Raw genomic sequence first — 22,929 nt, forward strand, 5'->3', positions numbered from 1 at the left:
AAGAAATTCACAGCTCCTGGTCCATCATGGCGGCTTATCACCCACGCCGGTGGCACGCATATTCGGGCCAACCCAACCCATATCCAGCTGGCGCCGGGCTCCCTGCGGGCCGACGGCGCGCGGAGACCTGTTCCATGTCGCCCACCCGAATGCCGCCGGCGCTGTTCGCGCTCACCATCGCCGCCTATGCGATCGGCACCACGGAGTTCGTCATTGTCGGCCTGCTGCCGACCGTGGCGGCCGATCTTCACATCAACCTGCCGCTCGCCGGCCTCATCGTCAGCGTCTACGCGCTCGGCGTCACCTTCGGCGCGCCGATCCTCACCGCGCTCACCGGGCGGATGGAGCGCAAGACGCTGCTGCTCTCGCTGATGGGCCTGTTCATCCTCGGCAACAGCGCCGCCGCACTGAGCCCGAGCTACGAGACCCTGCTGGTGGCGCGGGTGATTTCCGCCTTCGCGCATGGCGTGTTCTTCTCGGTCGGAGCCACCATCGCCGCCGACCTGGTGCCGGCCGACCGCCGCGCCTCCGCCATCGCGCTGATGTTCATGGGGCTGACGGTCGCCATCGTCACCGGCGTGCCGCTCGGCACCTTCATCGGCCAGACCTTCGGCTGGCGCGCCACGTTCTGGGCGGTGGCCGGGCTCGGCGTCCTCGCCTTCCTCGGCATCGCCGCGCTGCTGCCCGCCAACCTCGCCCGCGCCGAGCCGGCCCGGCTGATGGACCAGCTGCGCGTGCTCGGCTCCGGGCGGCTGCTGCTGGTCTATGCCATGACCGCGCTCGGCTATGGCGGCACCTTCGTCGCCTTCACCTATCTCGCCTCCATCCTCGAACACGTCACCGGCTTTGCGGCCTCCAGCGTCAGCCTCATCCTGGTGGTCTACGGCCTCGCCATCGCGGTGGGCAACATTGCCGGCGGGCGCATCGCCGACCGGGACCCGGTGAAGGCGCTGACCTTCCTGTTCCTCGCGCAGGCCATCGTGCTGGCGCTGTTCACCTTCACCGCCGTGTCGCCCTGGCTGACCCTGCCGACGCTGGCCGCACTCGGCTTCCTGTCCTTCGCCAATGTGCCGGGCCTGCAGATCTACGTGGTGGAACTCGCCAAGAAGCATCGTCCCGGCGCGGTCGATGTCGCCTCGGCGCTGAACATCGCGGCGTTCAACCTCGGCATCGCCATCGGCGCCTGGGTCGGCGGCCTCGTCGTCGCCTCCCCGCTCGGCCTCGGTGCCACGCCCTGGGTCGGCGCCATACTGGTGGCCGGCGCGCTTGGCCTCACCCTCTGGAGTGGCGCGCTCGACCGTCGCGAGACGCTCGTCGCCCGCACCGCCTGACCCCAAGGAGACAATCCGATGCAGCCCTACGTCAGCGCCAACGGCGCCCGCATTCCCGCCCTCGGCTACGGCACCTTCCGCCTGTCGGGCCCCGATACGCTGCGCATGGTGCCCCATGTGCTCCAGCTCGGCTTCCGCCATATCGACACCGCGCAGGCCTATGGCAACGAGGCCGAGGTCGGCGAGGGCATCCAGACCTCCGGCGTCAACCGCGCCGACATCTTCCTCACCACCAAGGTGTGGGTCGACAAATACGGCCATGACGCGCTGGTGGCTTCCGTCGATGAGAGCCTGAAGAAGCTTCGGACCGACTATGTCGACCTGCTGCTGCTGCACTGGCCGGCCGGCCATGCGCTGCCCGAACCCGTCGGCGCGCTCAACGACGTGGTGAAGGCCGGCAAGGTGCGCCATATCGGCGTTTCGAACTTCAATGTCGCGCAGATGCAGGAGGCGGTTCGCCTCAGCGCCACGCCGCTCGTCACCAACCAGGTCGAGTACCACCCCTATCTCGACCAGAGCCCGATCGTCCGTGCCGCCCGCGCGGCGGGCCTGTCGGTCACCGCCTATTTCGCCATGGCCGACGGCAAGGTCTTCGCCGATCCGGTGCTGAAGGACATTGCGGGGGCCAGGGGCAAGAGCGTCGCCCAGGTGGTGCTGCGCTGGGTGATCCAGCAGGACGGGCTCATCGCGCTGTCCAAGACCGCCGGCGAGGCGCGCGCGGCGGAGAATTTCGCCGTCTTCGATTTCGAGCTGTCGAGCGACGAGATGGCCGCGATCCACGCGCTCGCCCGGCCCGATGGGCGCATCGTCAGCCCGGCCGGCCTCGCGCCCGTCTGGGACGCCGCCTGAGCCATCGCCGGACCCGCCCCCCCCAAATGCACGGGGCGGGTCCGCATTCATCCGCATCCTTTCGCATTTGCTTTCGCGCGACTTTCCGTTGAATAAGGAAAGAGGGGGGAGCTTACAGCGGGGCTGGTGCGGAGGTTCATGGTGCGGGTCTCGAAGGCGAAGGTGGCGGAGCATCGCAGCGCCATCCTGGAATCGGCGTCTCGGCTGTTTCGCGAACGCGGATTCAACGATGTCGGCGTCGCCGAGATCATGCAGGCCAGCGGGCTGACACACGGCGCCTTCTATGGCCATTTCCGCTCCAAGGCCGATCTTGCCGGAGCCGCCTGCCGCGAGGCCTGCGCCGAAGGCGTGGACAACTGGAAGCACTCCGGCGACATCGCCACCATTCTCGACCGCTATCTCTCCATCGCCCATCGCGACAACCCGGCCCGCGGCTGCGCGCTCGGCGCGTTCGCCGGCGACATCGCCCGGCAGGGGCCGGAGCTGCAGAGCGACTATGCCGAGGCGGTCGAACGCTTCCGCGGCGTGATCGAGCACCACCTCACCGACAACGAGCCCGAGGCCCGTCGGCGCAAGGCGACGACCATCCTCGCCACCATGGTCGGCGCGCTCACCATGGCGCGCGGCATCGCCACGGCCGATCCCGCCCTCTCCGCCGCCATCCTCGACAATGTGCGCCTGCAGCTGCGCGCCTGCTTCGGCGTGTGACGCGGCGGGGTTCGAGCCAAGGCGCGCGGGCGACTACTGCGCCGCCTGCAGCGCCTTGCGGAAGCGCAATACGGCAAGGATGAAGAAGGCCCCGCCGATGGCACCGAGCGCCAGCAGCTGCGGCCAGATCAGCGCCAGCCCGGCGCCGCGATAGAGAATGGCCTGCGACAGCGCGACGAAATGGGTGGAGGGTGAGAACTGCATCACGTTCTGCAGCCAGACCGGCATGCTCTCCATCGGCGTCGTCGAGCCCGACAGCAGGTTCATCACGATGAGGACCGGCATGACGATGAGGCCGAACTGCGCCATCGAGGTCGAGACGGTGGCGATGAGGATGCCGAGCGCCGTCACCGAGAACTGGTAGACCACCATGGCGCCGACGAAGAGCGGCACCGAGCCCTGCACCGGCACGCCGAGCAGCCGCTCCACCACGATGACCAGCGAGAGCGTCGCGGCAAGGACGATCACCATGCCGTTGGCCCAGATCTTCGCCAGCATGATCTCGATGGGCGTCACCGGCATTACCAGCAGATGTTCGATGGTGCCGTGCTCGCGCTCGCGGATCAGCGCCGCGCCGGCGAGGATCACCGCCAGCATGGTGACATTGTTGATGACCTGCATAACAGCGGTGAACCAGGCTGATTGCAGGTTGGGATTGAACAGCGCGTGCACAACCACGTTGATCGGGGTCGCCGTCGCCGCGCCCGGCACGGCGGCCAGAACCTCCTGGATGAGGATGTTCTGGATATAGGAGGCGCCGTTGCCCGCTTGCGACATGGCGGTGGCGTCGATGTCGAGCTGGACGGTCGGTGTGCGCTCCGCGATCACGTCATGCTCGAACTTGGGCGGAATCGCCACCACGAAGACGAAGCGGCCCGAATCCATCGCCGCGCCCACCTCGTCGGCGCCGATCCGCACGGGCGGCTGGAAGAAGGGTTCGAGCAGCGCGTCGCGCAGCCGGCGGGACAGCGCGGTCTGGTCCTCGTCCACCACCGCGACGGCGGCGTTCTCGACCTCGAACTTGGCCCCCGAGGCCACCGTGTAGATGGCGATGGTGAAGGTGTAGACGATCAGTCCGGCCAGCACCGGGTCGGCCTTGAGGCTGTAGAGTTCCTTGATGCCGAGCCGGAAGATGCGGGCGAGGCGGGCGAACATGGTCAGGCGCTCCGCTTGCGCAGGGCGAGCATCGCCGCGCCGATGAAGCCGAGGGCGAACAGGAAGATCACCACGATGTCGAGCCACAGGTCGGCAAAGCCGAGGCCCTTGGCGAACACCCCGACGCTGACCGGCTGGTACCACGCCGCCGGGAAGGACAGGCCGATCAGCCGCGCCCCGCCGGACAGCGAGGAGACCGGCACCAAGAGGCCGGAGAAGTTCACCGCGGGAATGATGGCGATGATGGCGGTGGCGAAGATCGCCGCCACCTGGCTCCGCACGAAACTCGACACGAACAGGCCGAAGCCCGTGGTGGCCAGCACATAGGCCAGCGAGCCAAGCGCCAGCGTGGGCAGCGAGCCCTTCACCGGCACGTCGAACACGAACCGCGCCATCAGCACCAGCGAGATGAAGCTGACAAAGGCGATGACGGCATAAGGCAGCTGCTTGCCGAGCAGGAATTCGACCCGCGTCACCGGCGTCGACTGGAAATTGGTGATGGAGCCGCTTTCCTTCTCCTTTACCACGCCCAGCGCGGTCATGATCGCCGGGATCAGCACCAGCATCAGCACGATGACGCTCGGCACCATCGCGTTCACGCTCTTGAACGCCTGATTGTAGCGGTAACGCGGCTCGATGGTGATGGGGTAGAAGGGCGTGTCCCGGCCAGTGGTGCGCAGCTGCGCATCCGCCAGATAGCTCTGGGCGATGCCCTGCACATAGCCGCGCGTGGTCTCGGCGCGGAACGGCATGGCGCCGTCGACATAGACGCCCAGTTCGGGCTGGCGCCCGCGCAGGAGGTCGCGGCCGAAACCGGGCGGCACCTCGATGGCGAGCGTGAGTTCGCCGTCCTTCATGCGGCGGTCCAGTTCGTCGGGCGAGGTGATCGGCGCGTGCAGCTGGAAATAGCGCGAGCCCTCGAAAGCCTCCAGCAACTGCCGGCTCTGCGCGCTGCCGTCCTGGTCGAACACGGCATAGGGCAGGTTCTCGACATCGAAGGAAATGCCATAGCCGAAGGTGAGCATGAGCAGGATCGGCCCGAGAAAGGCGAAGGCGAGCCGCGCCCGGTCGCGCAGGATCTCCAGCGTTTCCCGCCGCGCATAGGCCCAGAGCCGGCCGGCATCGAAGCGGCGCACCGGCACGGGCGCCGCCTCCGGCCGCGCGCGCAGCTCCGCAGCACCCTCGGCGCGGCCCATGCCCGCCGCCTCCAGCGCGGCGATGAACACTTCTTCCAACGTCGCCATGCCGCGCGCGGCCTTCAGCTCATCGGGCGTGCCGATGGCGAGCACCTTGCCCGCATGCATCAGCGAGATGCGGTCGCAGCGCTCGGCCTCGTTCATGAAGTGGGTGGAGAGAAAGATCGTCACCCCGTCCTGGCGCGAAAGTTCGATGAGGATGCGCCAGAAATTGTCGCGGGCCACCGGGTCGACGCCCGAGGTCGGTTCGTCGAGAATGAGGATCTCCGGCTTGTGGATCACCGCCACGGCAAGCTGAAGGCGCTGGCGGATGCCGAGCGGCAGGCTCTCGGGGCGCATATCCGCCACGTCGGCGAGGTCGAAACGCGCCAGCATCTCGCCCACCCGGCCGGCCACGTCGGCGATCTCGAACAGCCGGGCATGCAGCACGAGGTTCTGCCGAACGGTGAGTTCGCCATAGAGCGAGAAGGCCTGCGACATGTAGCCGACACGCTTGCGCGTCGCCATGTCGCCGCCCAGCAGCGGCGCGCCGAACAGCCTCGCCTCGCCCTCGCTCGCCGGCAACAGGCCGGTGAGCATCTTCATGGTCGTCGACTTGCCCGAGCCGTTGGAGCCGAGGAAGCCGAAGATCTCGCCCTTCTCGATACGGAAATCGACATGGTCGACGGCGACGAAATCGCCGAAGCGGCGGGTGAGCCCGGTGGCCTCGATGGCCGGCGCGCCGTCATGCAGGATGCGCGGCAGATCGGGAAGAGGCGCGGCGCTGGCGCGCTCGGCCTGCGGCAGCAGCGCGACGAAGGCCGCTTCCAGCGTCGGCGCGCCGGACTGCCGGCGAATATCGTCGGGCGAGCCGGTGGCGAGGATGCGCCCGGCATTCATCGCCGCCAGCCAGTCGAAGCGCTCGGCCTCCTCCATATAGGCGGTGGCGACAACGACGCTCATGCTCGGGCGGCGCGCGCGCAGCCGCTCCATCAGTTCCCAGAACTGGCGGCGCGACAGCGGATCGACGCCGGTGGTCGGCTCGTCGAGAATGACGAGGTCGGGATCGTGGATCAGCGCAGCGCAGATGCCGAGCTTCTGCTTCATGCCGCCGGAGAGCTTGCCCGCCGGCCGGTCGGCAAAGGGCGCGAGCCCGGTGGCGGCGACAAGCTCGGCAATGCGCTCCGCCCGTTCGCCCGCGCCCTGGCCGAACAGGCGCCCGAAGAAATCGAGATTCTCCGCGACACTGAGCGTGGGGTAGAGATTGCGCCCCAGTCCCTGCGGCATATAGGCGATGCGCCCGCCGGCCGCGCGGCGCCAGCCGGAGCGCGCCATGTCGCCGCCCAGCACTTCCACCGTGCCGGCCTGGATGCGCGTCACCCCCGCCGCCAGCGCGAGCAGGGTCGACTTGCCCACGCCATCGGGCCCGATCAGCCCGGTCATGCAGCCGGCCGGGACGGCAAGGTCGACACCGTCCAGCGCGATGGTGCGGCCGTAGCGATGGGCCACACCCCGGAGCGCGATGACCGGCCCGCTCATTGCGGCAGCTTCACCGCCAGAGCCTCCGGCCATGTCGCCGTGCTGGCGGTGCGCACATAGGCGACACCGCGCACGCCGGTCTTCACCCGATCCTCATATTGCTTGAGCAGATCCGAGGCGATGCGCAGCTTCACCCGGAACATCAGCTTCTCGCGCTCGTCATCGGTCTCGACCGATTTCGGCGTGAACTGCGCGCCGGAGGCGACGAAGCTCACCGCGGCGGGAATCACATATTCCGGCGCGGGGTCGAGCACGATGCGCGCCTCGTCGCCCATGGCGAGGCGGCCGGCGACGCGGGCGGGCACGAAGACGGTCATGTAGACATCGGTCAGATCGAGCAGCGTGACGATCGGCGCGCCCGCCGCCACCACCTCGCCCGAGCGCACCAACTTATATTCGACGCGGCCGCGGCGCGGCGCCTTCAGCGTCGAATCGTCGATCTGCGACTGGATCCGCGCGACATCGGCGCGGGCGGCATCGGCCGTGGCCAGCGCCGCCTCGAGCGCGGCCTGCGAGGCCCTCAGCCCGGCCTCGGCGACATTCAGCTCGCTCTGGCGCGTGTCGGCGGACTGGATGGTGCCGTAGCCGCTCTCCCTCAGCTTGGAGGCGCGCTCGAATTCCTGCTGGGCGAGCAGGCGCTGACTTTCGCGCTGGGCGATCGCCGCCTCGGCCTCGGCGACCGATTTCTCGGCGGCGCGCACCTGCGCCTCGGTGCCGGCGAGTTGGGCCGCGAGTTCCACCGTGTCCATGCGGGCGACCGTCTGGCCCTCGTCGACCGTCTGGCCTTCCTCGACCAGCACCTGCGCCACGCGGCCGGCGAGCTTGGAGGCCACCAGAACCTGCTCGGATTCGATGCGCCCGTTGGTCATGAAGATATCGGCCGGGAGCTTGTGCCCGGTCAGCTTGTCCACCAGCGCCTGCAGCCGGGCGCCCAGGCCTCCCGTCTCCTGCGCCGATGCGGGAGGCGCGAGGCCGAGCCCCAGAATGACAATGACGGCAGCACGCGCTGCGACAGCAGACGTCTTTTCGCCTCGACCGAGCCACGCGCTCATCAGGCCTCCCAGGAACGATAGAGCCTGCGATGCGGAACCGCATCGCATCTTCACAGCCGATCCCGCCCCAGCTTCGCCGCGACAGGATTGAACCATGCGCGGGTGCGCATGGCCAGACAGCAATCGGGCCAAGGCCGCGCCATGCCGCCCTCCACCTTGGCTGTTCGGATCGGGCCGCGATCCTAGGTCGTCGGCGGGGGCCGGCATTGACCGTGATCAACGGCGGCCGCACCGCAGCATGCGATAGGTTCCCCGCCGTCGCATGATTTCATTCGCCGGCTAGCGATTTCCCGCGACGCCGCGCCCCTGAGCGTCTCGGCGTTTGGTCTTCGCAGCACTTGCCCGGATAATGAGCCGATGTCGTGTGTGCCCAGCCTGTCGCCAACGCTGCCGCCGAGGATGTCACGATGAGAGCCATGGTCCTGCATGCCTGCGGCGAGGCGCTGCGGCTCGAGGAGCGCGCGCTGCCGCTGCCCGGCGCCGGGGAGATCCGCGTGCGCGTGGAGGCCTGCGCGGTCTGCCGCACGGACCTGCACGTGGTGGATGGCGAATTGCCGCCGGGCAAGCTGCCCGTCATTCCCGGCCATGAGATCGTCGGCATCGTCGAGGCGCTCGGCGAAGGGGTTGCCGCGCCGGCGGTCGGCTCAAGGGTCGGCATTCCCTGGCTCGGCCACACCTGCGGGGTGTGCCCCTATTGCGCGGGGCAGCGCGAGAACCTGTGCGACAATCCACTCTTTACCGGCTACACGCGCGACGGCGGCTTCGCCACCCATGTCGTGGCCGATGCCGGCTATTGCTTCCCGCTGGACGGGTTCGACGACCCTGTCGCGGCCGCGCCGCTGATGTGCGCGGGACTGATCGGCTGGCGCACGCTGAAAATGGCCGGGGACGCGCACCGCATCGGCATTTACGGCTTCGGCGCCGCCGCCCATCTCATCGCGCAGGTCTGCCGCTGGCAGGGCCGCGAGGTCTATGCCTTCACTCGCGCCGGCGACGGAAGGGCGCAGCAGCTGGCGCTCTCGCTCGGCGCGCGCTGGGCCGGCGCCTCGCAGGACACGCCGCCCGAAAAGCTCGACGCCGCCTTGATCTTCGCGCCCGTCGGCGCGCTGGTGCCGACGGCTCTGGCGGCCGTCGCCAAGGGTGGGCGCGTGGTGTGCGGGGGCATCCACATGAGCGACATCCCGCAATTTCCCTATTCCCTCCTGTGGGAAGAGCGGGAGATCGTCTCGGTCGCCAACCTCACCCGCGCGGACGCACGGGAATTCCTGAGCCTTGCGCCGCAGGCCGGCATCCGGGCCACCACCACGACCTACAGGCTGGAACGCGCCAACGAGGCGCTGGCGGACCTGCGCGCCGGTCGATTCCAGGGCGCGGCGGTGCTGGTGCCGTGACGTGCGCGTACCGTGACCTGAGCGTCATGCGCCCTATCTAGTCTTCAACCCGCTTTTGCGACTGAGCCGTAACAGGAGAGACCGATGGCCGCCGAACCGACCACGACGGACACGCTGACGCCCGAACTGCTCACCCGCATGCACGCCTGGTGGCGGGCGGCGAACTATCTCTCGGTCGGGCAGATCTACCTGCTCGACAACCCGCTGCTGCGCGAGAAGCTGACCCTCGACCACGTCAAGCCGCGCCTGCTCGGCCACTGGGGCACGACGCCGGGGCTGAACTTCATCTATGTCCATCTCAACCGGGTCATCCGCGACACCGATTCCAAGGTGCTGTTCATCGCCGGCCCCGGCCATGGCGCGCCGGGCGTGGTGGCCGCGACCTATCTCGAGGGCACCTATAGCGAGCTTTACCCCGACATTTCGCAGGACGCGGAAGGGCTGCGCCGGCTGTTCCGCCAGTTCTCGTTCCCCGGCGGCATTCCCAGCCATGCCGCGCCGGAAACGCCCGGCTCGATCCATGAGGGCGGCGAACTCGGCTATTCGCTCAGCCACGCCTATGGCGCCGTTCTGGATAATCCGGACCTGATCGTCGCCTGCGTGGTGGGCGATGGCGAGGCCGAGACCGGGCCGCTCGCCACCTCCTGGCACGGCAACAAGTTCCTCAACCCCGCCGCCGACGGCGCGGTGCTGCCGATCCTGCACCTCAACGGCTACAAGATCGCCAACCCCACCGTGCTGGCGCGCATCAGCCCCGAGGAACTCAAGAGCCTGCTGCAGGGCTATGGCTACGACCCGATCTTCGTCGAGGGCGAGGAACCTTATCCCATGCACCAGGCCATGGCGGGCGCGCTGGACGCGGCCTTCGCCAGGATCGCCGCCATCCAGAAGGCCGCGCGCGAGCAGGGCGAGACCGAGCGCCCGCGCTGGCCGATGATCGTGCTGCGCAGCCCCAAGGGCTGGACCGGCCCGAAGACCGTGGACGGCAAGAAGACGGAAGGCTTCTGGCGCTCGCACCAGGTGCCGTTCTCCGACATGTCGAAGCCCGAGCATCTCACCCTGCTCGAAGACTGGATGCGGAGCTACCGGCCGGAGGAACTGTTCGACGAGGCCGGCCGGCTGCGGCCGGAGATCGCTTCGCTGGCGCCGATGGGCGAGCGGCGCATGGGCGCCAACCCGCATGCCAATGGCGGCGCGCTGCGCCGGCCGCTGCGCCTGCCGGACTTCACCGCCTATGCGCTGGACATCCCCCATCCCGGCGCGGTGGAGGCGGAATCGACCCATGTCATGGGCATCTTCCTGCGCGACGTGATGAAGGAGAATCTGGCCTCCCGGAACTTCCGCGTGTTCGGCCCCGACGAGACCGCCTCGAACCGGCTGCAGGCGCTGTTCGAAGTGACGGACCGCGCGTGGAATGCGCAGACCTTCTCCTATGACGACCACCTCGCGCTGAACGGCCGGGTGACGGAGATGCTGTCCGAGCACATGTGCCAGGGCTGGCTGGAGGGCTATCTCCTCACCGGCCGGCACGGCCTGTTCTCCTGCTACGAGGCGTTCATCCACATCATCGATTCGATGTTCAACCAGCACGCGAAATGGCTGAAGAGCGCGGGCGAGGTGGAGTGGCGCCGGCCCATCGCCTCGCTCAACTACCTGCTCACCTCGCATGTCTGGCGGCAGGACCATAACGGCTTCAGCCACCAGGACCCCGGCTTCATCGACCATGTGGTGAACAAGAAGGCGGACATCGTGCGGGTCTATCTGCCGCCGGATGCCAACACGCTGCTCTATGTCACCGACCACTGCCTGCGCTCATGGAACCGGGTGAACGTCATCGTCGCGGGCAAGCAGCCGGCGCCGCAATGGCTCGACATGGACGCCGCCATCAAGCACTGCACGCAGGGCATCGGCCTGTGGGAATGGGCCAGCAACGACCATGGCGGCGAGCCCGACGTGGTGCTGGCCTGCGCCGGCGACGTGCCGACGCTGGAGACGCTGGCCGCCACCAGCCTGCTGCGCGAATTCTTCCCCGACCTCAAGGTGCGCGTCGTCAACGTGGTCGACCTGATGACGCTGCAGCCGAAATCCGAGCACCCGCACGGGCTCTCGGACGCCGATTTCGACGCGCTGTTCACCAAGGACAAGCCGGTGATCTTCGCCTATCACGGCTATCCCTGGCTGATCCACCGCCTCGCCTACCGCCGCAACAATCACAACAACATGCATGTGCGCGGCTATGTCGAGGAGGGATCCACCACGACGCCCTTCGACATGGTGGTGCGCAACCGGCTGGACCGCTTCCACCTCGTCGCCGACGTGCTGGACCGCGTGCCCAAGCTCGCCGGCCAGGTCCATGCGCGGCAGGCGATCCGCGACAAGCTGACCGAACACGCGCGCTATATCCGCGCCCATGGCCTCGACCTGCCGGAGGTGCGCGACTGGCGCTGGCCGGGCGGGGAGTGATCCCCTCCCCGACACCCGCCTGTCCGCCGGCACAGTCTGTGCCGGCGGACAGGCGGGCGACAGCTTGGCTCCTCTAGGTTCCGGTCGATCGATGCACACCGCCGATCGCCTGGACCTAAGGAACCACTCATGCGCAAACTCGTCGCCGGCCTCGTCGCCGTCTCCGTTCTCGCCCCCGTCGCCGCGTTCGCCGGCCCGGTCTGCACCACCGAAGCCAAGGACAAGTGGCTGACCGAGGAGGCCATGAAGGCCAAGATCAGCGAAATGGGCTACCAGAAGATCAAGACCTTCAAGGTCTCGGGCAGCTGCTACGAAATCTACGGCTACACCAAGGACGACAAGAAGGCCGAGGTCTATTTCAACCCGGTCACCGGCGCGGTCGTGAAGTCCGAAATCGACTGATGACGCGAAACGCGGCTGAGGCCGGGGCGGTTGCCGCCCCGGCCGCGGGCATGGACGTCCGGGTCTGGGATCCGGTCGTGCGCCTGTTCCACTGGACCGTCGTCACCGGCTGCGTCCTCAATCTTTTCATCCTGCCGGAGGGCAAGCTGGCGCACCGCTATGTCGGCTATGCCGTGGCGGGCGCGCTCGTCGTTCGGCTGATCTGGGGTTTCATCGGCACGCGATATGCCCGCTTCTCGGATTTCGTGCCCACCCCCGCGCGCCTTCGCTCCTATCTGGCGGCGCTCGCCAAGGGTCGGGAGCCGCGCATGCTCGGGCACAACCCGGCCGCAGCGGTGATGATGCTGGCGCTCATGGCGCTGCTGGCCAGCATCGCCGTCACCGGCTGGATGATGACGCTCGACGCCTTCTGGGGCGAGGAGTGGCTGGAGGACCTGCACGGCACGCTCGCCAATGGCCTACTCGTGCTCGCCCTCGTTCACGCGGCCGCCGCGCTGGTGGAAAGCTGGCGCCACCGCGAGAACCTCGTATGGTCCATGGTCACAGGCCGCAAGCGGCCGGAACGACGCGCATGTGAGGGTCCGTGAGACTTCTCCTCGTTGAGGACAGCGCGCGGCTGCGCGAACTGGTCGGCGACACCATTCGCGGTGCCGGCTGGCGGCTCGATGCCGTGGGCAGCGTGGCGCAGGCGCAGGAAGCGCTGGCCACCACGCGCTACGACCTCGTGCTGCTCGATCTCGGCCTGCCCGACGGCGACGGGCTGACGGTGCTCCGCGACCTGCGCCGCGCCAGGGATCCCACCCCCGTGCTGGCGCTCACCGCGCGCACGGCGGTGGACGAGCGCATTGCCGGCCTCGACGCGGGCGCCGACGATTATCTCGGCAAGCCGTTCAACAATGGCGAATTGCTGGCCCGCGCCCGCGCCCTGCTGCGCCGCGCGCCGCTCGTCGCCGATCCGGTGCTGGAGACGGGCGCGCTGCGCTTCGATCCCGCCACCCAGGAGGCAAGCTGCGCCGGGGAGATCATCGCCCTTGCCCCGCGCGAGCGGGCGGCGCTGGAAATCCTCCTGCGCCATGCCGGCCGGGTCACGCCCAAGCGCGGGCTGGAGGCGATGCTGTCGGAATTCGACGGCGAGACCAGCCCCAACGCCATCGAACTGGTGCTCTCGCGGCTGCGGCGCAAGCTGGCGCCCTATGAGACGCGGGCGGCGATCGAAACCGTGCGCGGCGTCGGCTACATGCTGCGCGAGACCCGCGCCGATACGGGGGAGGCCTGACGTGCCGAGCCGGAGCGAGCGGCGGGCACGCCCGCTCGGCCGCATTCTGGCCGGTCGCATCATCGCCTTCGCCGCACTGGCCATGCTGGCCCAGCTTATCGCCGTGCTGGTGGAATATGCGCGGGATCCCGAGAACCTCGCCCGCCTCGTGCTGGAGCGCGAAAGCGCCGAACTCGCGGAGGGGCTGACGCATGACGACACCCGCCTCGGCTTCCAGCTGCCGGAGGCGCTGGCGGCGCGCTACCGCACGGCGAATTCCGGCTACATGGCGCGCGTGCGCACCGCCAACGGCGTGGTGCTGTTCTCCCATTGCGACGAAGACTGCGCCGAGCACTTCCTGCCGCTCGACCTCCACCCGCCGACCTTCTGGATCCGCACGCTGGTGCCGGGCTATCCGCTGACCTTCGCCGGTGGCCACACCTTCAAGCCCGGCGACCATGTCGTCTTCATCGAGATCGCCGTGACGGGCGACCCGCAGGGCGCCATGTGGGGCGTGCTGACCGAGGAAGTGCTCGACCACATGCTGGTGCCGATGAGCCTGACGCTGCTCTTCGTGCTCGGCGCCACGCTGCTGTCGCTGCGCGCCGCGCTGCGCCCGGTGGGCAAGGCCGCGCGGCAGGCGGAGCGGCTCGACCCGCTCGGCACCGATGCCCGCCTCGACGCGGAGGGCATGCCGCGCGAGATCGCCCAGCTGGCCGGCGCGGTGAACCGCTCCTATGCCCGCACGCGCGAATTGATGGCGGCGCAGAAGCTGTTCACCTCCGCCATCGCCCACGAGATCCGCACCCCGCTCGCGGTGATCCGGCTGGAGCTGGAAAAGCTGGACCACCCGGCCGCCCGCCGCGCCACGGCCGAACTCGACGACCTCACCCATTTCGTGGAGCAACTCGTGACGCTGGCGCGGCTGGAAGCCTCCGACCGCTCCGGCTTCGTGTCCATCGACCTCGCTACGCTGGCGGAGGAGACCGTCTCAACGCTGGCGCCCTTCGTCTATGCCCACGGCGCCAGCATCGCGCTGGAAGCCGTGCCGGCCCCGCCCGTGCTCGGCCAGCCGGCCCTGCTGAAGGACGCCGTGCGCAACCTGATCGAGAACGCGGTGCGCCATGGTGCGGCAGGAGCCGGCGGGCCAAGCAAGGCCGGGGCCGGCATCGCCATCGTCGTGTCCACCGATGCCGGGCCGGGCCTTTCCGTCAGCGATGACGGCATCGGCTTCACGCCCGCCGAGGCGGCCGCCGGCGGCAAGGCGCCGGGACATTACAAGCGGGCCGGCGGGCTCGGCATCGGGCTGGAAATCGTCCGCCGCATCGCCCGTCTGCACGGCGGCAGCGTCGAGATGACGGGCAATGCCCCACACGGCGCGCGCGTGCGCATCGCCCTGCCGCCCGCCGACCCGCTCACACCCGCTCGATGAGCGCCATGGCGGCGGCAGGATTGCGGACCTTGTGCCCGCTGATGACGAACAGGAAAACATCGCGCGGTGTCACCGCTGCCGGCGGCGCGAGGAGCCGATCGGCGAACGCGGCCGGCGTGCCGCCCGCGGCCCACGCCCTTGCCGCGTCGGCCCAGCCATCCAGCGCTTCCGGCGCATAGCCGAGCGCCTCCTCCTCGCGCGTGCCCATGATGCGGGCATAGACGAAGGGCGCCGTGACATCGGCGATGCACGGATGCTCGCTGTCGCCGGCGAAAATGATGGCGACGCCATATTCCCGCGCCAGCGCCACGAAATCGGGAGAGGCGAAGCTGTCATGGCGCACCTCCACCGCGTGGCGCAGCGCGATGCCGTCCACATTTTTCGGCAGCAGCTTGAGGAAGCCCTCGAAATCGGCCGGATCGAATTTCTTGGTGGCCATGAACTGCCAGTTGATCGGCCCCAGCTTGTGCTTCAGCTCGGTGATACCGCTGGTGACGAACCGCCCGATGGATTCGCCTGCCTCGCTCAGCACACGCCGATTGGTGGTGAAGCGCGGCCCCTTCAGCGTGAAGACGAAGTCGTCCGGCGTCTCCGCGAACCATCGGGCGAAGCTCTCGGGCTTCTGCGAGCCGTAATAGGTGCCGTTGATCTCGATGGCGGTAAGCTTGCCGGCGGCATGTTCCAGCTCGCGCTTCTGCGCGAGACCCTCGGGGTAGAACGCGCCCCGCCACGGCTCGAAGGTCCAGCCGCCGACGCCGATGCGGATCTGCCCGTGCTGTGCCTGCCCGTGACTTGCCTGCCCGTGCTGTGCCATGACGGCCTCGCTCGCCGGTGTGAGGGCCGGCAGGATAGGAGCGCCCCCGTGCGCCGGCAACCCGATCCGTCCTAGAGCATTTTCGAGCGAAGCGGATTCCGGTTCGTGTGAAGAAAATGCGTCAGAACAATAACCTAGAGCTTTTCCGGTGAACCGGAATTCACCGGAAAAGCTCTAGTCGATCGGCAGCGCCTGCGCGTGCTTCACCTGGCTCAGCGCGAAGCTCGATTCGATGGAGGCGACGCCCTCCAGCCGGGTGAGCGTGCGCTTGAGGAAGGCCTCATAGGCCGGCAGGTCTTTCACCACGATGCGCAGGAGATAGTCGCGCTGGCCGGTCATGAGGTAGCATTCCACGATCTCCGGCCAGCGCAGGATCGCCCGCGAGAACCGGTCCAGCTCGTCCTCGCGCTGGCGCTCCAGCCGGATGGAGGCGAACACGCTGATCGGCAGACCGACCTTCTGCTGGTCGACCACCGCGACATAGCCCTTGATGACGCCCGACGCCTCCATCTGCCGCACCCGCCGCGCGCAGGGCGAGGGCGACAGGCCAACCCGCGCGCTGATCTCCTCCATGGTCGCGTGCGCGTTTTCCTGCAGCGCGGCGAGAATTCCGCGGTCGATCGCGTCAAGCGTGTGTTCGGCCATGTCGAGCCATCCCGGCTGCCTGTATTGGTGGTTTCAGCCAATCATGGCCTCACTCGCAGCCTATATCAGCTGCTTTCACCCGAGCCGCCAGGGTATTTTCACTCGACTGCAAGCGGGAGAGACATGAATGTCCGCGGGACGGGTGGAAATTCTCGAGGAACTGGAACGCAAGGTCCGCTGGCTGGCGACCTGGACGATCCATAACGCCAACCATGTGCGATCCAACACCGACGGGCTGAAGGTGGGCGGCCATCAGGCCTCCTCCGCCTCGCTCGCCACGATCATGACCGCGCTCTATTTCGCCGCGCTGCGGCCCGAGGACCGGGTGGCGGTGAAGCCGCATGCCAGCCCGGTGTTCCACGCCATCCAGTACCTGTTCGGCAACCAGACCCGCGCCAAGCTGGAGAATTTCCGCGGCTACAAGGGCGCGCAGTCCTATCCCTCCCGCACCAAGGACGTCGACGATGTCGACTTCTCCACCGGCTCGGTGGGGCTAGGGGTCGCGCAGACGTTGTTTGCCGCGCTGGTGCAGGACTATCTGCGGGCGAAAGACCTCGGCACCGCCCTGCCCGAGGGCAAGATGATCGCGCTGGTCGGCGATGCCGAGATGGACGAGGGCAACATCTTCGAGGCGCTGCTGGAAGGCTGGAAGCACGGCCTGCGCAACGCCTGGTGGATCGTCGACTATAACCGCCAGAGCCTCGATGCCGTGGTGCGCGAGGGGTTGTGGGAGCGGTTCGAGAGCATCTTCCACAATTTCGGCTGGGACGTCGTCATTCTGAAATACGGACAGTTGCAGCAGGCCGCCTTCGCCGAGCCGGGCGGCGACGCGCTGCGCCACTGGATCGATACCTGCCCCAACCAGCTCTACTCGGTGCTGACCTTCCAGGGCGGCAAGGCGTGGCGCAAGCGCCTGATGGACGATATCGGCGACCAGGGCGCGGTCACGGCGCTGATCGAGGCCCGCTCGGACGAGGAACTCGCGGCGCTCATGGCCAATCTCGGCGGCCACGACCTGCCCTCGCTGCTCGCCGCCTTCGAGGAAGCGCGCGCGCATGACCGGCCGGTCTGCTTCATCGCCTACACGATCAAGGGCTTCGGCCTGCCGCTCGCCGGGCACAAGGACAATCATGCCGGGCTGATGACCGCGGCGCAGGTGGAAAAGCTGCGCACCGAGCATCATGTGCGCAGCGGTCATGAATGGGACCGCTTCGAGGGCCTCTCGACGCCACCCGAGACGCTGGACGCCTTCCTCAAGGCCGCCCCGTTCAACGCGCGCGGCGCGCGGCGCTACCAGGCGCCCGCCATCGCGGTGCCAGCCACGCTGCACGTGCCGCTTCAGCCCGCGATGTCGACCCAGCAGGGCTTCGGCCTGCTGCTGCACGAGATCGCCAAGCAGGACAGCCCGTTCGCCAGCCGCATCGTCACCACCTCGCCCGATGTCACGGTCTCGACCAATCTCGGCGCCTTCGTGAACCGGCGCGGCCTGTTCGCGCGCGAGGAACTGGCCGACACGTTCAAGCGCGAACGCATCCCCTCCACCTTCAACTGGGAATTCTCGCCCAAGGGCCAGCACCTGGAACTCGGCATTGCCGAGATGAACCTGTTCATCATGCTCTCGGCGCTCGGCCTGTCGCATTTCCTGTTCGGCGAGCGGCTGCTGCCCGTCGGCACGCTGTACGATCCCTTCATCGAGCGCGGGCTCGATGCGCTGAACTATGCCTGCTACCAGGACGCCCGCTTCATCCTCGCCGCCACGCCCTCGGGGGTGACGCTGGCGCCGGAAGGCGGAGCGCACCAGTCCATCGCCACGCCGCTGATCGGCATGGCGCAGGACGGGCTCGCCAGCTTCGAGCCGGCCTTCGTCGACGAACTCGCCGTGATCCTGCGCTTCGGCTTCGCGCACATGCAGCAGGATGACGGCGGCTCCACCTACCTGCGCCTGTCCACCCGCTCCATCGAGCAGCCCAAGCGGAGCCTCGATGCCGGCCTCGCCGGCGACATCGTCAAGGGCGGCTACTGGATGCGCCCCCCCGGCCCGAACGCGCAGGTCGTGGTCGCCTATACGGGAGCGCTGGCGCCCGAGGCCATCGCGGCGGTCGGGCTGATCGCCGAGGACCGGCGCGATGTCGGCCTGCTCGCCGTCACCTCGGCCGATCGTCTTCATGGCGGCTGGACCGGCGCGCAGCGGGCACGCGAGGAGGGCGACCCGCCGGCGCGCAGCCATATCGAGACGCTGCTCGCCGAGGTGCCGCACGATTGCGCGCTGATCACCGTGATCGATGGCCATCCGGCCACGCTCGGCTGGCTCGGCTCGGTGTGGGGCCACCGTACCCGCGCGCTCGGCGTCGAGCATTTCGGCCAGACCGGAACGCTGCAGGATCTCTATCGCCATTACGGCATCGACGCCGAGGGCATCGCCCGCGCCGCGCAGGCCGTCGCGCCCGGCCGGCCGATCCGCCATCTGCGGGCGGTGTGAAGAGACTGAGCGACCGCACCCTCTCCCCAATGGGGAGAGGGTTGGGGTGAGGGAAGCAGAGAATAAGTCGGATACCGCCCCTCAAAAAGAAACGCGCCGGTCTTCGCGGGACCGGCGCGCAGTTGGCCAGACGCTCGCCAGCCAGACGGGCAGCCGCGCGCGTCGGGAAGGCACGGTGCGCGCCGTCCGAAGGACGCGCACCGCTGGAATGCCGGTCAGCCCGCCTTCTTGAACTCAGCCCGCCGTCCTGAACTCAGCCCGCCTTCTTGAACTTGGCCGCCTCTTCCGAGCCGCCGGTCGCATTGCCCTTGGAATAGGAATGCGCGCCGGTGCCGGCGAGCGCGCCGCCCTGCACGATCAGGTATTCGTCGCGGATCGGCTGCCCCTCGAAGAAGGCTTCCAGGATCTCGCGCGTGCCGGCGGCATAGCGCGCCTGCGCGGTGAGCGAGGTGCCGGAAATATGCGGCGTCATGCCGTTCCACTTCATGGTGCGCCAGGGGTGATCGGCCGGCGCGGGCTGGGGGAACCACACGTCGCCCGCATAGCCGGCGAGCTGCCCGCTTTCCAGCGCACGCACGATCGCGTCGCGGTCGGCCAGCTTGCCGCGTGCCGTGTTGACGATATAGGCGCCGCGCTTGAACAGCTTCAGCGTCTCGTCATTGATCATGTGCTCGGTTTCGGGATGCAGCGGCACGTTGAGCGTGACCACGTCGCAATGGGGATACATGTCCTCGCGCGTGTCGTGCCAGACGAGGTTCAGTTCCTTTTCCACCGCTTCCGGCAGGCGGTGGCGGTCGGTGTAGTGCAGCTTCACGTCGAAGGGCGCGAGGCGGCGCAGCACGGCGAGGCCGATGCGGCCGGCCGCGACCGAACCGACGGTCATCCCTTCGAGATCGTAGGAATGCGCGACGCAATCGGCAATGTTCCAGCCGCCCTTGCGCGCCCATTCATGCGAGGGGAGATAGTTGCGCACCAGCCCGAGGATCATCATCACCACGTGCTCGGCGACGCTGATCGAGTTGCAGTAGGTGACTTCCGCCACCGTGATGTTGCGGTCGATCGCCGACTGAAGATCGACATGGTCCGAGCCGATGCCGGCGGTGAGCGCGAGCTTGAGGTTCTTCGCCTTGGCGATACGCTCGGGCGTCAGATAGGCCGGCCAGAACGGCTGGGAAATGACCACATCGGCATCGACCAGCTCCTTCTCGAACACCGAGTCCGGGCCGTCCTTGTCGGATGTCACCACCAGCGTGTGGCCATTGGCTTCGAGATAGGTGCGCAGGCCCAGTTCGCCCGAGACCGAGCCCAGCAGCGTGCCGGGCACGAAGTCGATCGCCTTCGGCGTCGGCAGGGTCTGCCCGCCGGGATAATGATCGATCTTCGGCAGGTCGTCGCGGGCATAGGTCGTGGGGTAGCCGTCAACCGGATCGTCGTAGAGAACGCAGACAACCTTGGCCATGGAACATCTCCTCTCGTCAGGGTGAGCGGGGACGCTTCCGCCGCGGATAGCGGCAGATGGCTCAGCTTGCAAAGCCGGATCCTTCAGTACGGCCGCCCTTGGGGGCGCACCGCCTGATGCCCCGCGCACAGAGCGACGGGCGTCCTCCACATCGGCCGGCGTGCGGCGTGATCCCTGCCGCTTCGCCGTCGACATCAGTACAATGAGGAGTTAGCGCGCCGTGCTCAAATTGAAAGGGACAAAGGATTGATAGATAAAGCCAATCAAAAATCACTCAGTTAAAAGATATTATCAATCAAACCTTGCCCCTCCGTCGCGTCCCGCGTCAGTGCCCGCACCAGTTTCAGCAACGCGGCGGCCACCGGGCTCAGCGGATCACGCTCGGACAGGACAAGGCCGATGGGCTGGGTGCGCACCGGCTCGACCAGCTCGATGGCGATGAGGTCGCTGGCATTGCCGAGCCCCTTGAAGCTCGCCTCGGGCACGATGCTGGTCCAGGGCCCGCGCCGCACGAAGCTCCACACGCCCATGAAGGAATTGGTCTCGATCGCCGGCTGCGAGGCAAGCCCCGCCTCGGCCATCACCTGATCGATGATGCGCCGGTTCTGCATGTCGGGGGTGAGCAGGCACAGCGGCTGCGCCGCCGCCTCCGCCCAGCGCAGCGTGCGCCGGCGCGCCAGCGGATCGCCGGCCCGCGTCACGAACACATAGCGCTCGGTATAGAGCGGCACGCGGCGCACACGGTTCAGCGGCTCGTTGTCCAGATAGGTGATGCCGGCATCGAGATCGCGCTCATCGAGCCCGCGCTGGATCGCCGCCGAACTCAGGGTGAGCATCTGCACCGTCACATCCGGGTGCCGGTCGCGGAACGGCGCGAGCAAAGCCGGCGCGGCGGCGGTCGCCGCGGGAATGGCGCCCACCCGGAGCGTGCCGCTCAGCCGGCCGGAGGGGTCCGCCCGCTCCTGCCGCAGGCTCGCGTAATCCGCCGCGATCTGCCGTGCCCAGGCAAGCACCCGCTCCCCCTCGGCGGTAAAGCCGAGGAAACGGTGGCCGCGCACCACGATGGGCAGGCCGAGTTCCTCCTCCAGCTTGCGGATGCCGGTGGAAAGGGTCGGCTGCGAGACATGACAGGCCTCCGCCGCCCGGCCGAAATGCTTCTCGCGGGCCAGCGCGACCAGATAATGCATCTGCCGGACGAACATCCGCCCCTCCTGTGACGCGCGCCGGGTGGCGCGGGCGGCCGTATCTATTCCCGATCCTGTACAGGATCAAAATAGGCCGCGAGGCGCCGGCGGAAGGCTTTCGGCGTTTCGGCGAACAGCCGGGCATGCTGGCGCATCGCGGTGCGCACCAGCTTCGCCTGACGGGTCTCGATGGAAGCGGCGAGCGCGGCGCGCCAGGCCGGCTGGGTCGCCGGCTGGGTCTCGCGGATCTCGGCGCGGGAGGCGCGGCGCGGGGGCAGCGCCAGCAGGTCGTGCAGCAGAACCGCGTGATCGTGATGCGTGCCGAGCCGGTCGCGCAGCTTCTGCAATTCGTTCACCCAGAATGCGCCCAGCGCCGGCCAGGCCTCGCCGGCCAGTTCCATCTGGTAGCGATGGGCAACGACAGCCTTGCGCAACGCGTGCAGGCTCTCCGGGTCGGCGGCATCGACCTTGCCGCCCAGCCGCCGGGCGCGGGCATATTCCACCGTCATCGCATCCAGCACGCGCCGCGGGCCGAGCGCGCCGGCCAGATCCCGGGCGCCGGCAGCGCAGGCCTCGATCAGCGCGGACAGTTCCTCGCGATGCCGGCCGAGGCCCGCCTCCTGTCCGTCCGCGGCACGCGGCGCCAGCGCGCGGCCGGCGGCCCCCCGCACCGCCGGGGCGATGAGTTCCTGCTCGACCAGATCGTCGAGCGCCGCGCGCCGGGCGGCGGCATCCCGCGTCACCGACAGCCGGCCGGCGCCGGTGCCGAGCGCCCGGCCGAGCACGCGGGCGGCGGCACGCTCCTCGCGCCCGCCGGCATGGCGGACAAGGCGCAGCAGCGCCCGCAACCGCTTGAACGCCTTGCGCACGTCATGCACCGCCTGGACCGGCTCCGCGATGTCGAGCGCCCCGCGCGCCTGCGCCGCGGCATCTCCCAGCGCCCGCGCCAGCGCCGACATCGCCGCCTCAAGCCCGGCCGCGCCCTCGGGCGACGGTGACGCAGAGCCGCCATGCACAAGTTCCGACATCTGAATTTCCTTTGTTATTTTAACGACTTGCAGGCGAATTGCCGGTCCGGCGCGACGTTCCCATGACAAAAACTATCCCATGCCCCTTTCCTTTGGCCATCCGGATTGCTAGATACCCGTCGTCGGCGGCGCCCAACGCCTTCCGGCTCTGACGCGGGGTGGAGCAGCCCGGTAGCTCGTCAGGCTCATAACCTGAAGGCCGCAGGTTCAAATCCTGCCCCCGCAACCACTGATACAGACAAACCCGCAGCCTCGGCTGCGGGTTTTGTTGTTTTAAGGGTCTTTCCGATTGCCTGGCGCTCGGTTCCTTCGAGGATGGTGCGCAGTTCGCCGTGCAATGCCGCGAAAATCTCGCCTCGTTCATTGCCGGGCGTCAGCACGATCCGCTCGATCCGCATCCGCAAGGCTTCCGCTGCCTGAGGCCTTTCCTCTGACCGGTTCAGCGCATGGGTCAGAGGTCGCGACCTTGCTCGCCTAGGCTCAGGACCTATTAATCTGCCTTGAGTTGTGATTCACAGTCTCCCTTGAGGAGGCTGGCATGGGTGATTTGTTCCTGCTGAGCGAGCGT

The 22,929-nt window shown here is 68.3% G+C and carries 18 protein-coding genes and 1 tRNA gene; 11 read left to right on the plus strand and 8 right to left on the minus strand.

Annotation, left to right across the window (positions count from 1 at the left end):
• The first annotated feature begins 149 nt into the window (after window positions 1–149).
• The 3 genes from QOZ99_RS20070 to QOZ99_RS20080 all read left to right on the plus strand — a co-directional run bounded on the left by QOZ99_RS20070 (window position 150) and on the right by QOZ99_RS20080 (window position 2,888).
• Window positions 150–1,331, plus strand: a complete 1,182-nt coding sequence (locus tag QOZ99_RS20070; RefSeq protein ID WP_306891789.1) for an MFS transporter — start codon at window positions 150–152, stop codon at window positions 1,329–1,331.
• A gap of 18 nt (window positions 1,332–1,349) precedes the next feature.
• Window positions 1,350–2,180 carry an aldo/keto reductase gene (locus QOZ99_RS20075; RefSeq protein WP_306891771.1) on the plus strand — a complete coding sequence of 277 codons (831 nt, stop codon included), beginning with the start codon at window positions 1,350–1,352 and terminating at the stop codon, window positions 2,178–2,180.
• 138 nt (window positions 2,181–2,318) lie between these two features.
• Window positions 2,319–2,888 carry a TetR/AcrR family transcriptional regulator gene (locus QOZ99_RS20080; RefSeq protein WP_306891772.1) on the plus strand — a complete coding sequence of 190 codons (570 nt, stop codon included), beginning with the start codon at window positions 2,319–2,321 and terminating at the stop codon, window positions 2,886–2,888.
• A 33-nt stretch (window positions 2,889–2,921) separates the two neighbouring features.
• Here QOZ99_RS20080 and QOZ99_RS20085 read toward each other — a convergent pair whose 3' ends face one another.
• From QOZ99_RS20085 to QOZ99_RS20095, 3 genes are read right to left on the minus strand one after another with little or no spacing between them, the layout of a single operon-like run.
• Complete coding sequence (locus tag QOZ99_RS20085; protein WP_306891773.1) at window positions 2,922–4,043, minus strand: ABC transporter permease; 1,122 nt, start codon at window positions 4,041–4,043, stop codon at window positions 2,922–2,924.
• A 2-nt stretch (window positions 4,044–4,045) separates the two neighbouring features.
• Complete coding sequence (rbbA, locus tag QOZ99_RS20090; RefSeq protein ID WP_306891774.1) at window positions 4,046–6,757, minus strand: ribosome-associated ATPase/putative transporter RbbA; 2,712 nt, start codon at window positions 6,755–6,757, stop codon at window positions 4,046–4,048.
• Window positions 6,754–7,809, minus strand: a complete 1,056-nt coding sequence (locus QOZ99_RS20095) for an HlyD family secretion protein (protein WP_306891775.1) — start codon at window positions 7,807–7,809, stop codon at window positions 6,754–6,756. Before QOZ99_RS20095 ends, rbbA begins: the two co-directional genes overlap by 4 nt.
• 407 nt (window positions 7,810–8,216) lie before the next feature.
• On the opposite strand from QOZ99_RS20095, the gene QOZ99_RS20100 reads away from it, so the two are divergent.
• The 6 genes from QOZ99_RS20100 to QOZ99_RS20125 all read left to right on the plus strand — a co-directional run bounded on the left by QOZ99_RS20100 (window position 8,217) and on the right by QOZ99_RS20125 (window position 14,752).
• Complete coding sequence (locus tag QOZ99_RS20100; RefSeq protein WP_306891776.1) at window positions 8,217–9,200, plus strand: zinc-dependent alcohol dehydrogenase family protein; 984 nt, start codon at window positions 8,217–8,219, stop codon at window positions 9,198–9,200.
• Window positions 9,201–9,284: 84 nt separating this feature from the next.
• Window positions 9,285–11,663, plus strand: a complete 2,379-nt coding sequence (locus QOZ99_RS20105) for a phosphoketolase family protein (protein WP_306891777.1) — start codon at window positions 9,285–9,287, stop codon at window positions 11,661–11,663.
• A 129-nt stretch (window positions 11,664–11,792) separates the two neighbouring features.
• Window positions 11,793–12,065, plus strand: a complete 273-nt coding sequence (locus QOZ99_RS20110) for a PepSY domain-containing protein (protein WP_183191515.1) — start codon at window positions 11,793–11,795, stop codon at window positions 12,063–12,065.
• Complete coding sequence (locus QOZ99_RS20115) at window positions 12,065–12,652, plus strand: cytochrome b/b6 domain-containing protein (protein ID WP_306891778.1); 588 nt, start codon at window positions 12,065–12,067, stop codon at window positions 12,650–12,652. Before QOZ99_RS20110 ends, QOZ99_RS20115 begins: the two co-directional genes overlap by 1 nt.
• Entirely contained in the window at window positions 12,649–13,341 is a 693-nt protein-coding gene (locus QOZ99_RS20120) for a response regulator (RefSeq protein WP_306891779.1), read from the plus strand. Before QOZ99_RS20115 ends, QOZ99_RS20120 begins: the two co-directional genes overlap by 4 nt.
• A 1-nt stretch (window position 13,342) precedes the next feature.
• Window positions 13,343–14,752 carry an ATP-binding protein gene (locus QOZ99_RS20125; RefSeq protein WP_306891780.1) on the plus strand — a complete coding sequence of 470 codons (1,410 nt, stop codon included), beginning with the start codon at window positions 13,343–13,345 and terminating at the stop codon, window positions 14,750–14,752.
• Here the strand turns inward: QOZ99_RS20125 and QOZ99_RS20130 are convergent.
• Complete coding sequence (locus tag QOZ99_RS20130) at window positions 14,736–15,566, minus strand: DUF72 domain-containing protein (protein WP_306891781.1); 831 nt, start codon at window positions 15,564–15,566, stop codon at window positions 14,736–14,738. The genes QOZ99_RS20125 and QOZ99_RS20130 overlap by 17 nt on opposite strands.
• Window positions 15,567–15,740: 174 nt before the next feature.
• On the minus strand, window positions 15,741–16,211 hold the full coding sequence (locus QOZ99_RS20135) for an Lrp/AsnC family transcriptional regulator (RefSeq protein WP_306891782.1): 471 nt from the start codon (window positions 16,209–16,211) through the stop codon (window positions 15,741–15,743).
• A 127-nt stretch (window positions 16,212–16,338) separates the two neighbouring features.
• Here QOZ99_RS20135 and QOZ99_RS20140 point away from each other — a divergent pair, with 127 nt between their 5' ends.
• Complete coding sequence (locus QOZ99_RS20140) at window positions 16,339–18,690, plus strand: thiamine pyrophosphate-binding protein (RefSeq protein ID WP_306891783.1); 2,352 nt, start codon at window positions 16,339–16,341, stop codon at window positions 18,688–18,690.
• A gap of 253 nt (window positions 18,691–18,943) precedes the next feature.
• Here the strand turns inward: QOZ99_RS20140 and QOZ99_RS20145 are convergent, their stop codons facing one another.
• From QOZ99_RS20145 to QOZ99_RS20155, 3 genes are all read right to left on the minus strand, one after another.
• Window positions 18,944–20,149, minus strand: coding sequence for an NAD-dependent formate dehydrogenase (locus QOZ99_RS20145; RefSeq protein ID WP_306891785.1), 1,206 nt, complete (start codon window positions 20,147–20,149; stop codon window positions 18,944–18,946).
• 278 nt (window positions 20,150–20,427) lie between these two features.
• Window positions 20,428–21,351 carry a LysR family transcriptional regulator gene (locus QOZ99_RS20150; protein ID WP_306891786.1) on the minus strand — a complete coding sequence of 308 codons (924 nt, stop codon included), beginning with the start codon at window positions 21,349–21,351 and terminating at the stop codon, window positions 20,428–20,430.
• Between the two features lie 44 nt (window positions 21,352–21,395).
• Entirely contained in the window at window positions 21,396–22,361 is a 966-nt protein-coding gene (locus QOZ99_RS20155; protein WP_306891787.1) for a CHAD domain-containing protein, read from the minus strand.
• 152 nt (window positions 22,362–22,513) lie between these two features.
• On the opposite strand from QOZ99_RS20155, the gene QOZ99_RS20160 reads away from it, so the two are divergent.
• Window positions 22,514–22,590, plus strand: a tRNA-Met gene (locus QOZ99_RS20160).
• The last annotated feature ends 339 nt before the right edge of the window (window positions 22,591–22,929 follow it).

This window comes from Ancylobacter amanitiformis, assembly GCF_030814815.1.
GTDB classification, from domain to species: Bacteria; Pseudomonadota; Alphaproteobacteria; order Rhizobiales; family Xanthobacteraceae; genus Ancylobacter; species Ancylobacter amanitiformis.

Excerpts from the sequence above, each read along its gene's own strand:
- QOZ99_RS20100 (WP_306891776.1), top strand. The coding sequence starts at position 8,217 with ATGAGAGCCATGGTCCTGCATGCCTGCGGCGAGGCGCTGCGGCTCGAG.
- QOZ99_RS20110 (WP_183191515.1), top strand. The coding sequence starts at position 11,793 with ATGCGCAAACTCGTCGCCGGCCTCGTCGCCGTCTCCGTTCTCGCCCCC.
- QOZ99_RS20105 (WP_306891777.1), top strand. The coding sequence starts at position 9,285 with ATGGCCGCCGAACCGACCACGACGGACACGCTGACGCCCGAACTGCTC.
- QOZ99_RS20080 (WP_306891772.1), top strand. The coding sequence starts at position 2,319 with ATGGTGCGGGTCTCGAAGGCGAAGGTGGCGGAGCATCGCAGCGCCATC.
- QOZ99_RS20085 (WP_306891773.1), bottom strand. The coding sequence starts at position 4,043 with ATGTTCGCCCGCCTCGCCCGCATCTTCCGGCTCGGCATCAAGGAACTC.
- QOZ99_RS20145 (WP_306891785.1), bottom strand. The coding sequence starts at position 20,149 with ATGGCCAAGGTTGTCTGCGTTCTCTACGACGATCCGGTTGACGGCTAC.
- QOZ99_RS20095 (WP_306891775.1), bottom strand. The coding sequence starts at position 7,809 with ATGAGCGCGTGGCTCGGTCGAGGCGAAAAGACGTCTGCTGTCGCAGCG.
- QOZ99_RS20070 (WP_306891789.1), top strand. The coding sequence starts at position 150 with ATGCCGCCGGCGCTGTTCGCGCTCACCATCGCCGCCTATGCGATCGGC.
- QOZ99_RS20075 (WP_306891771.1), top strand. The coding sequence starts at position 1,350 with ATGCAGCCCTACGTCAGCGCCAACGGCGCCCGCATTCCCGCCCTCGGC.
- QOZ99_RS20115 (WP_306891778.1), top strand. The coding sequence starts at position 12,065 with ATGACGCGAAACGCGGCTGAGGCCGGGGCGGTTGCCGCCCCGGCCGCG.
- QOZ99_RS20155 (WP_306891787.1), bottom strand. The coding sequence starts at position 22,361 with ATGTCGGAACTTGTGCATGGCGGCTCTGCGTCACCGTCGCCCGAGGGC.
- rbbA (WP_306891774.1), bottom strand. The coding sequence starts at position 6,757 with ATGAGCGGGCCGGTCATCGCGCTCCGGGGTGTGGCCCATCGCTACGGC.
- QOZ99_RS20150 (WP_306891786.1), bottom strand. The coding sequence starts at position 21,351 with ATGTTCGTCCGGCAGATGCATTATCTGGTCGCGCTGGCCCGCGAGAAG.
- QOZ99_RS20135 (WP_306891782.1), bottom strand. The coding sequence starts at position 16,211 with ATGGCCGAACACACGCTTGACGCGATCGACCGCGGAATTCTCGCCGCG.
- QOZ99_RS20130 (WP_306891781.1), bottom strand. The coding sequence starts at position 15,566 with ATGGCACAGCACGGGCAGGCAAGTCACGGGCAGGCACAGCACGGGCAG.
- QOZ99_RS20140 (WP_306891783.1), top strand. The coding sequence starts at position 16,339 with ATGTCCGCGGGACGGGTGGAAATTCTCGAGGAACTGGAACGCAAGGTC.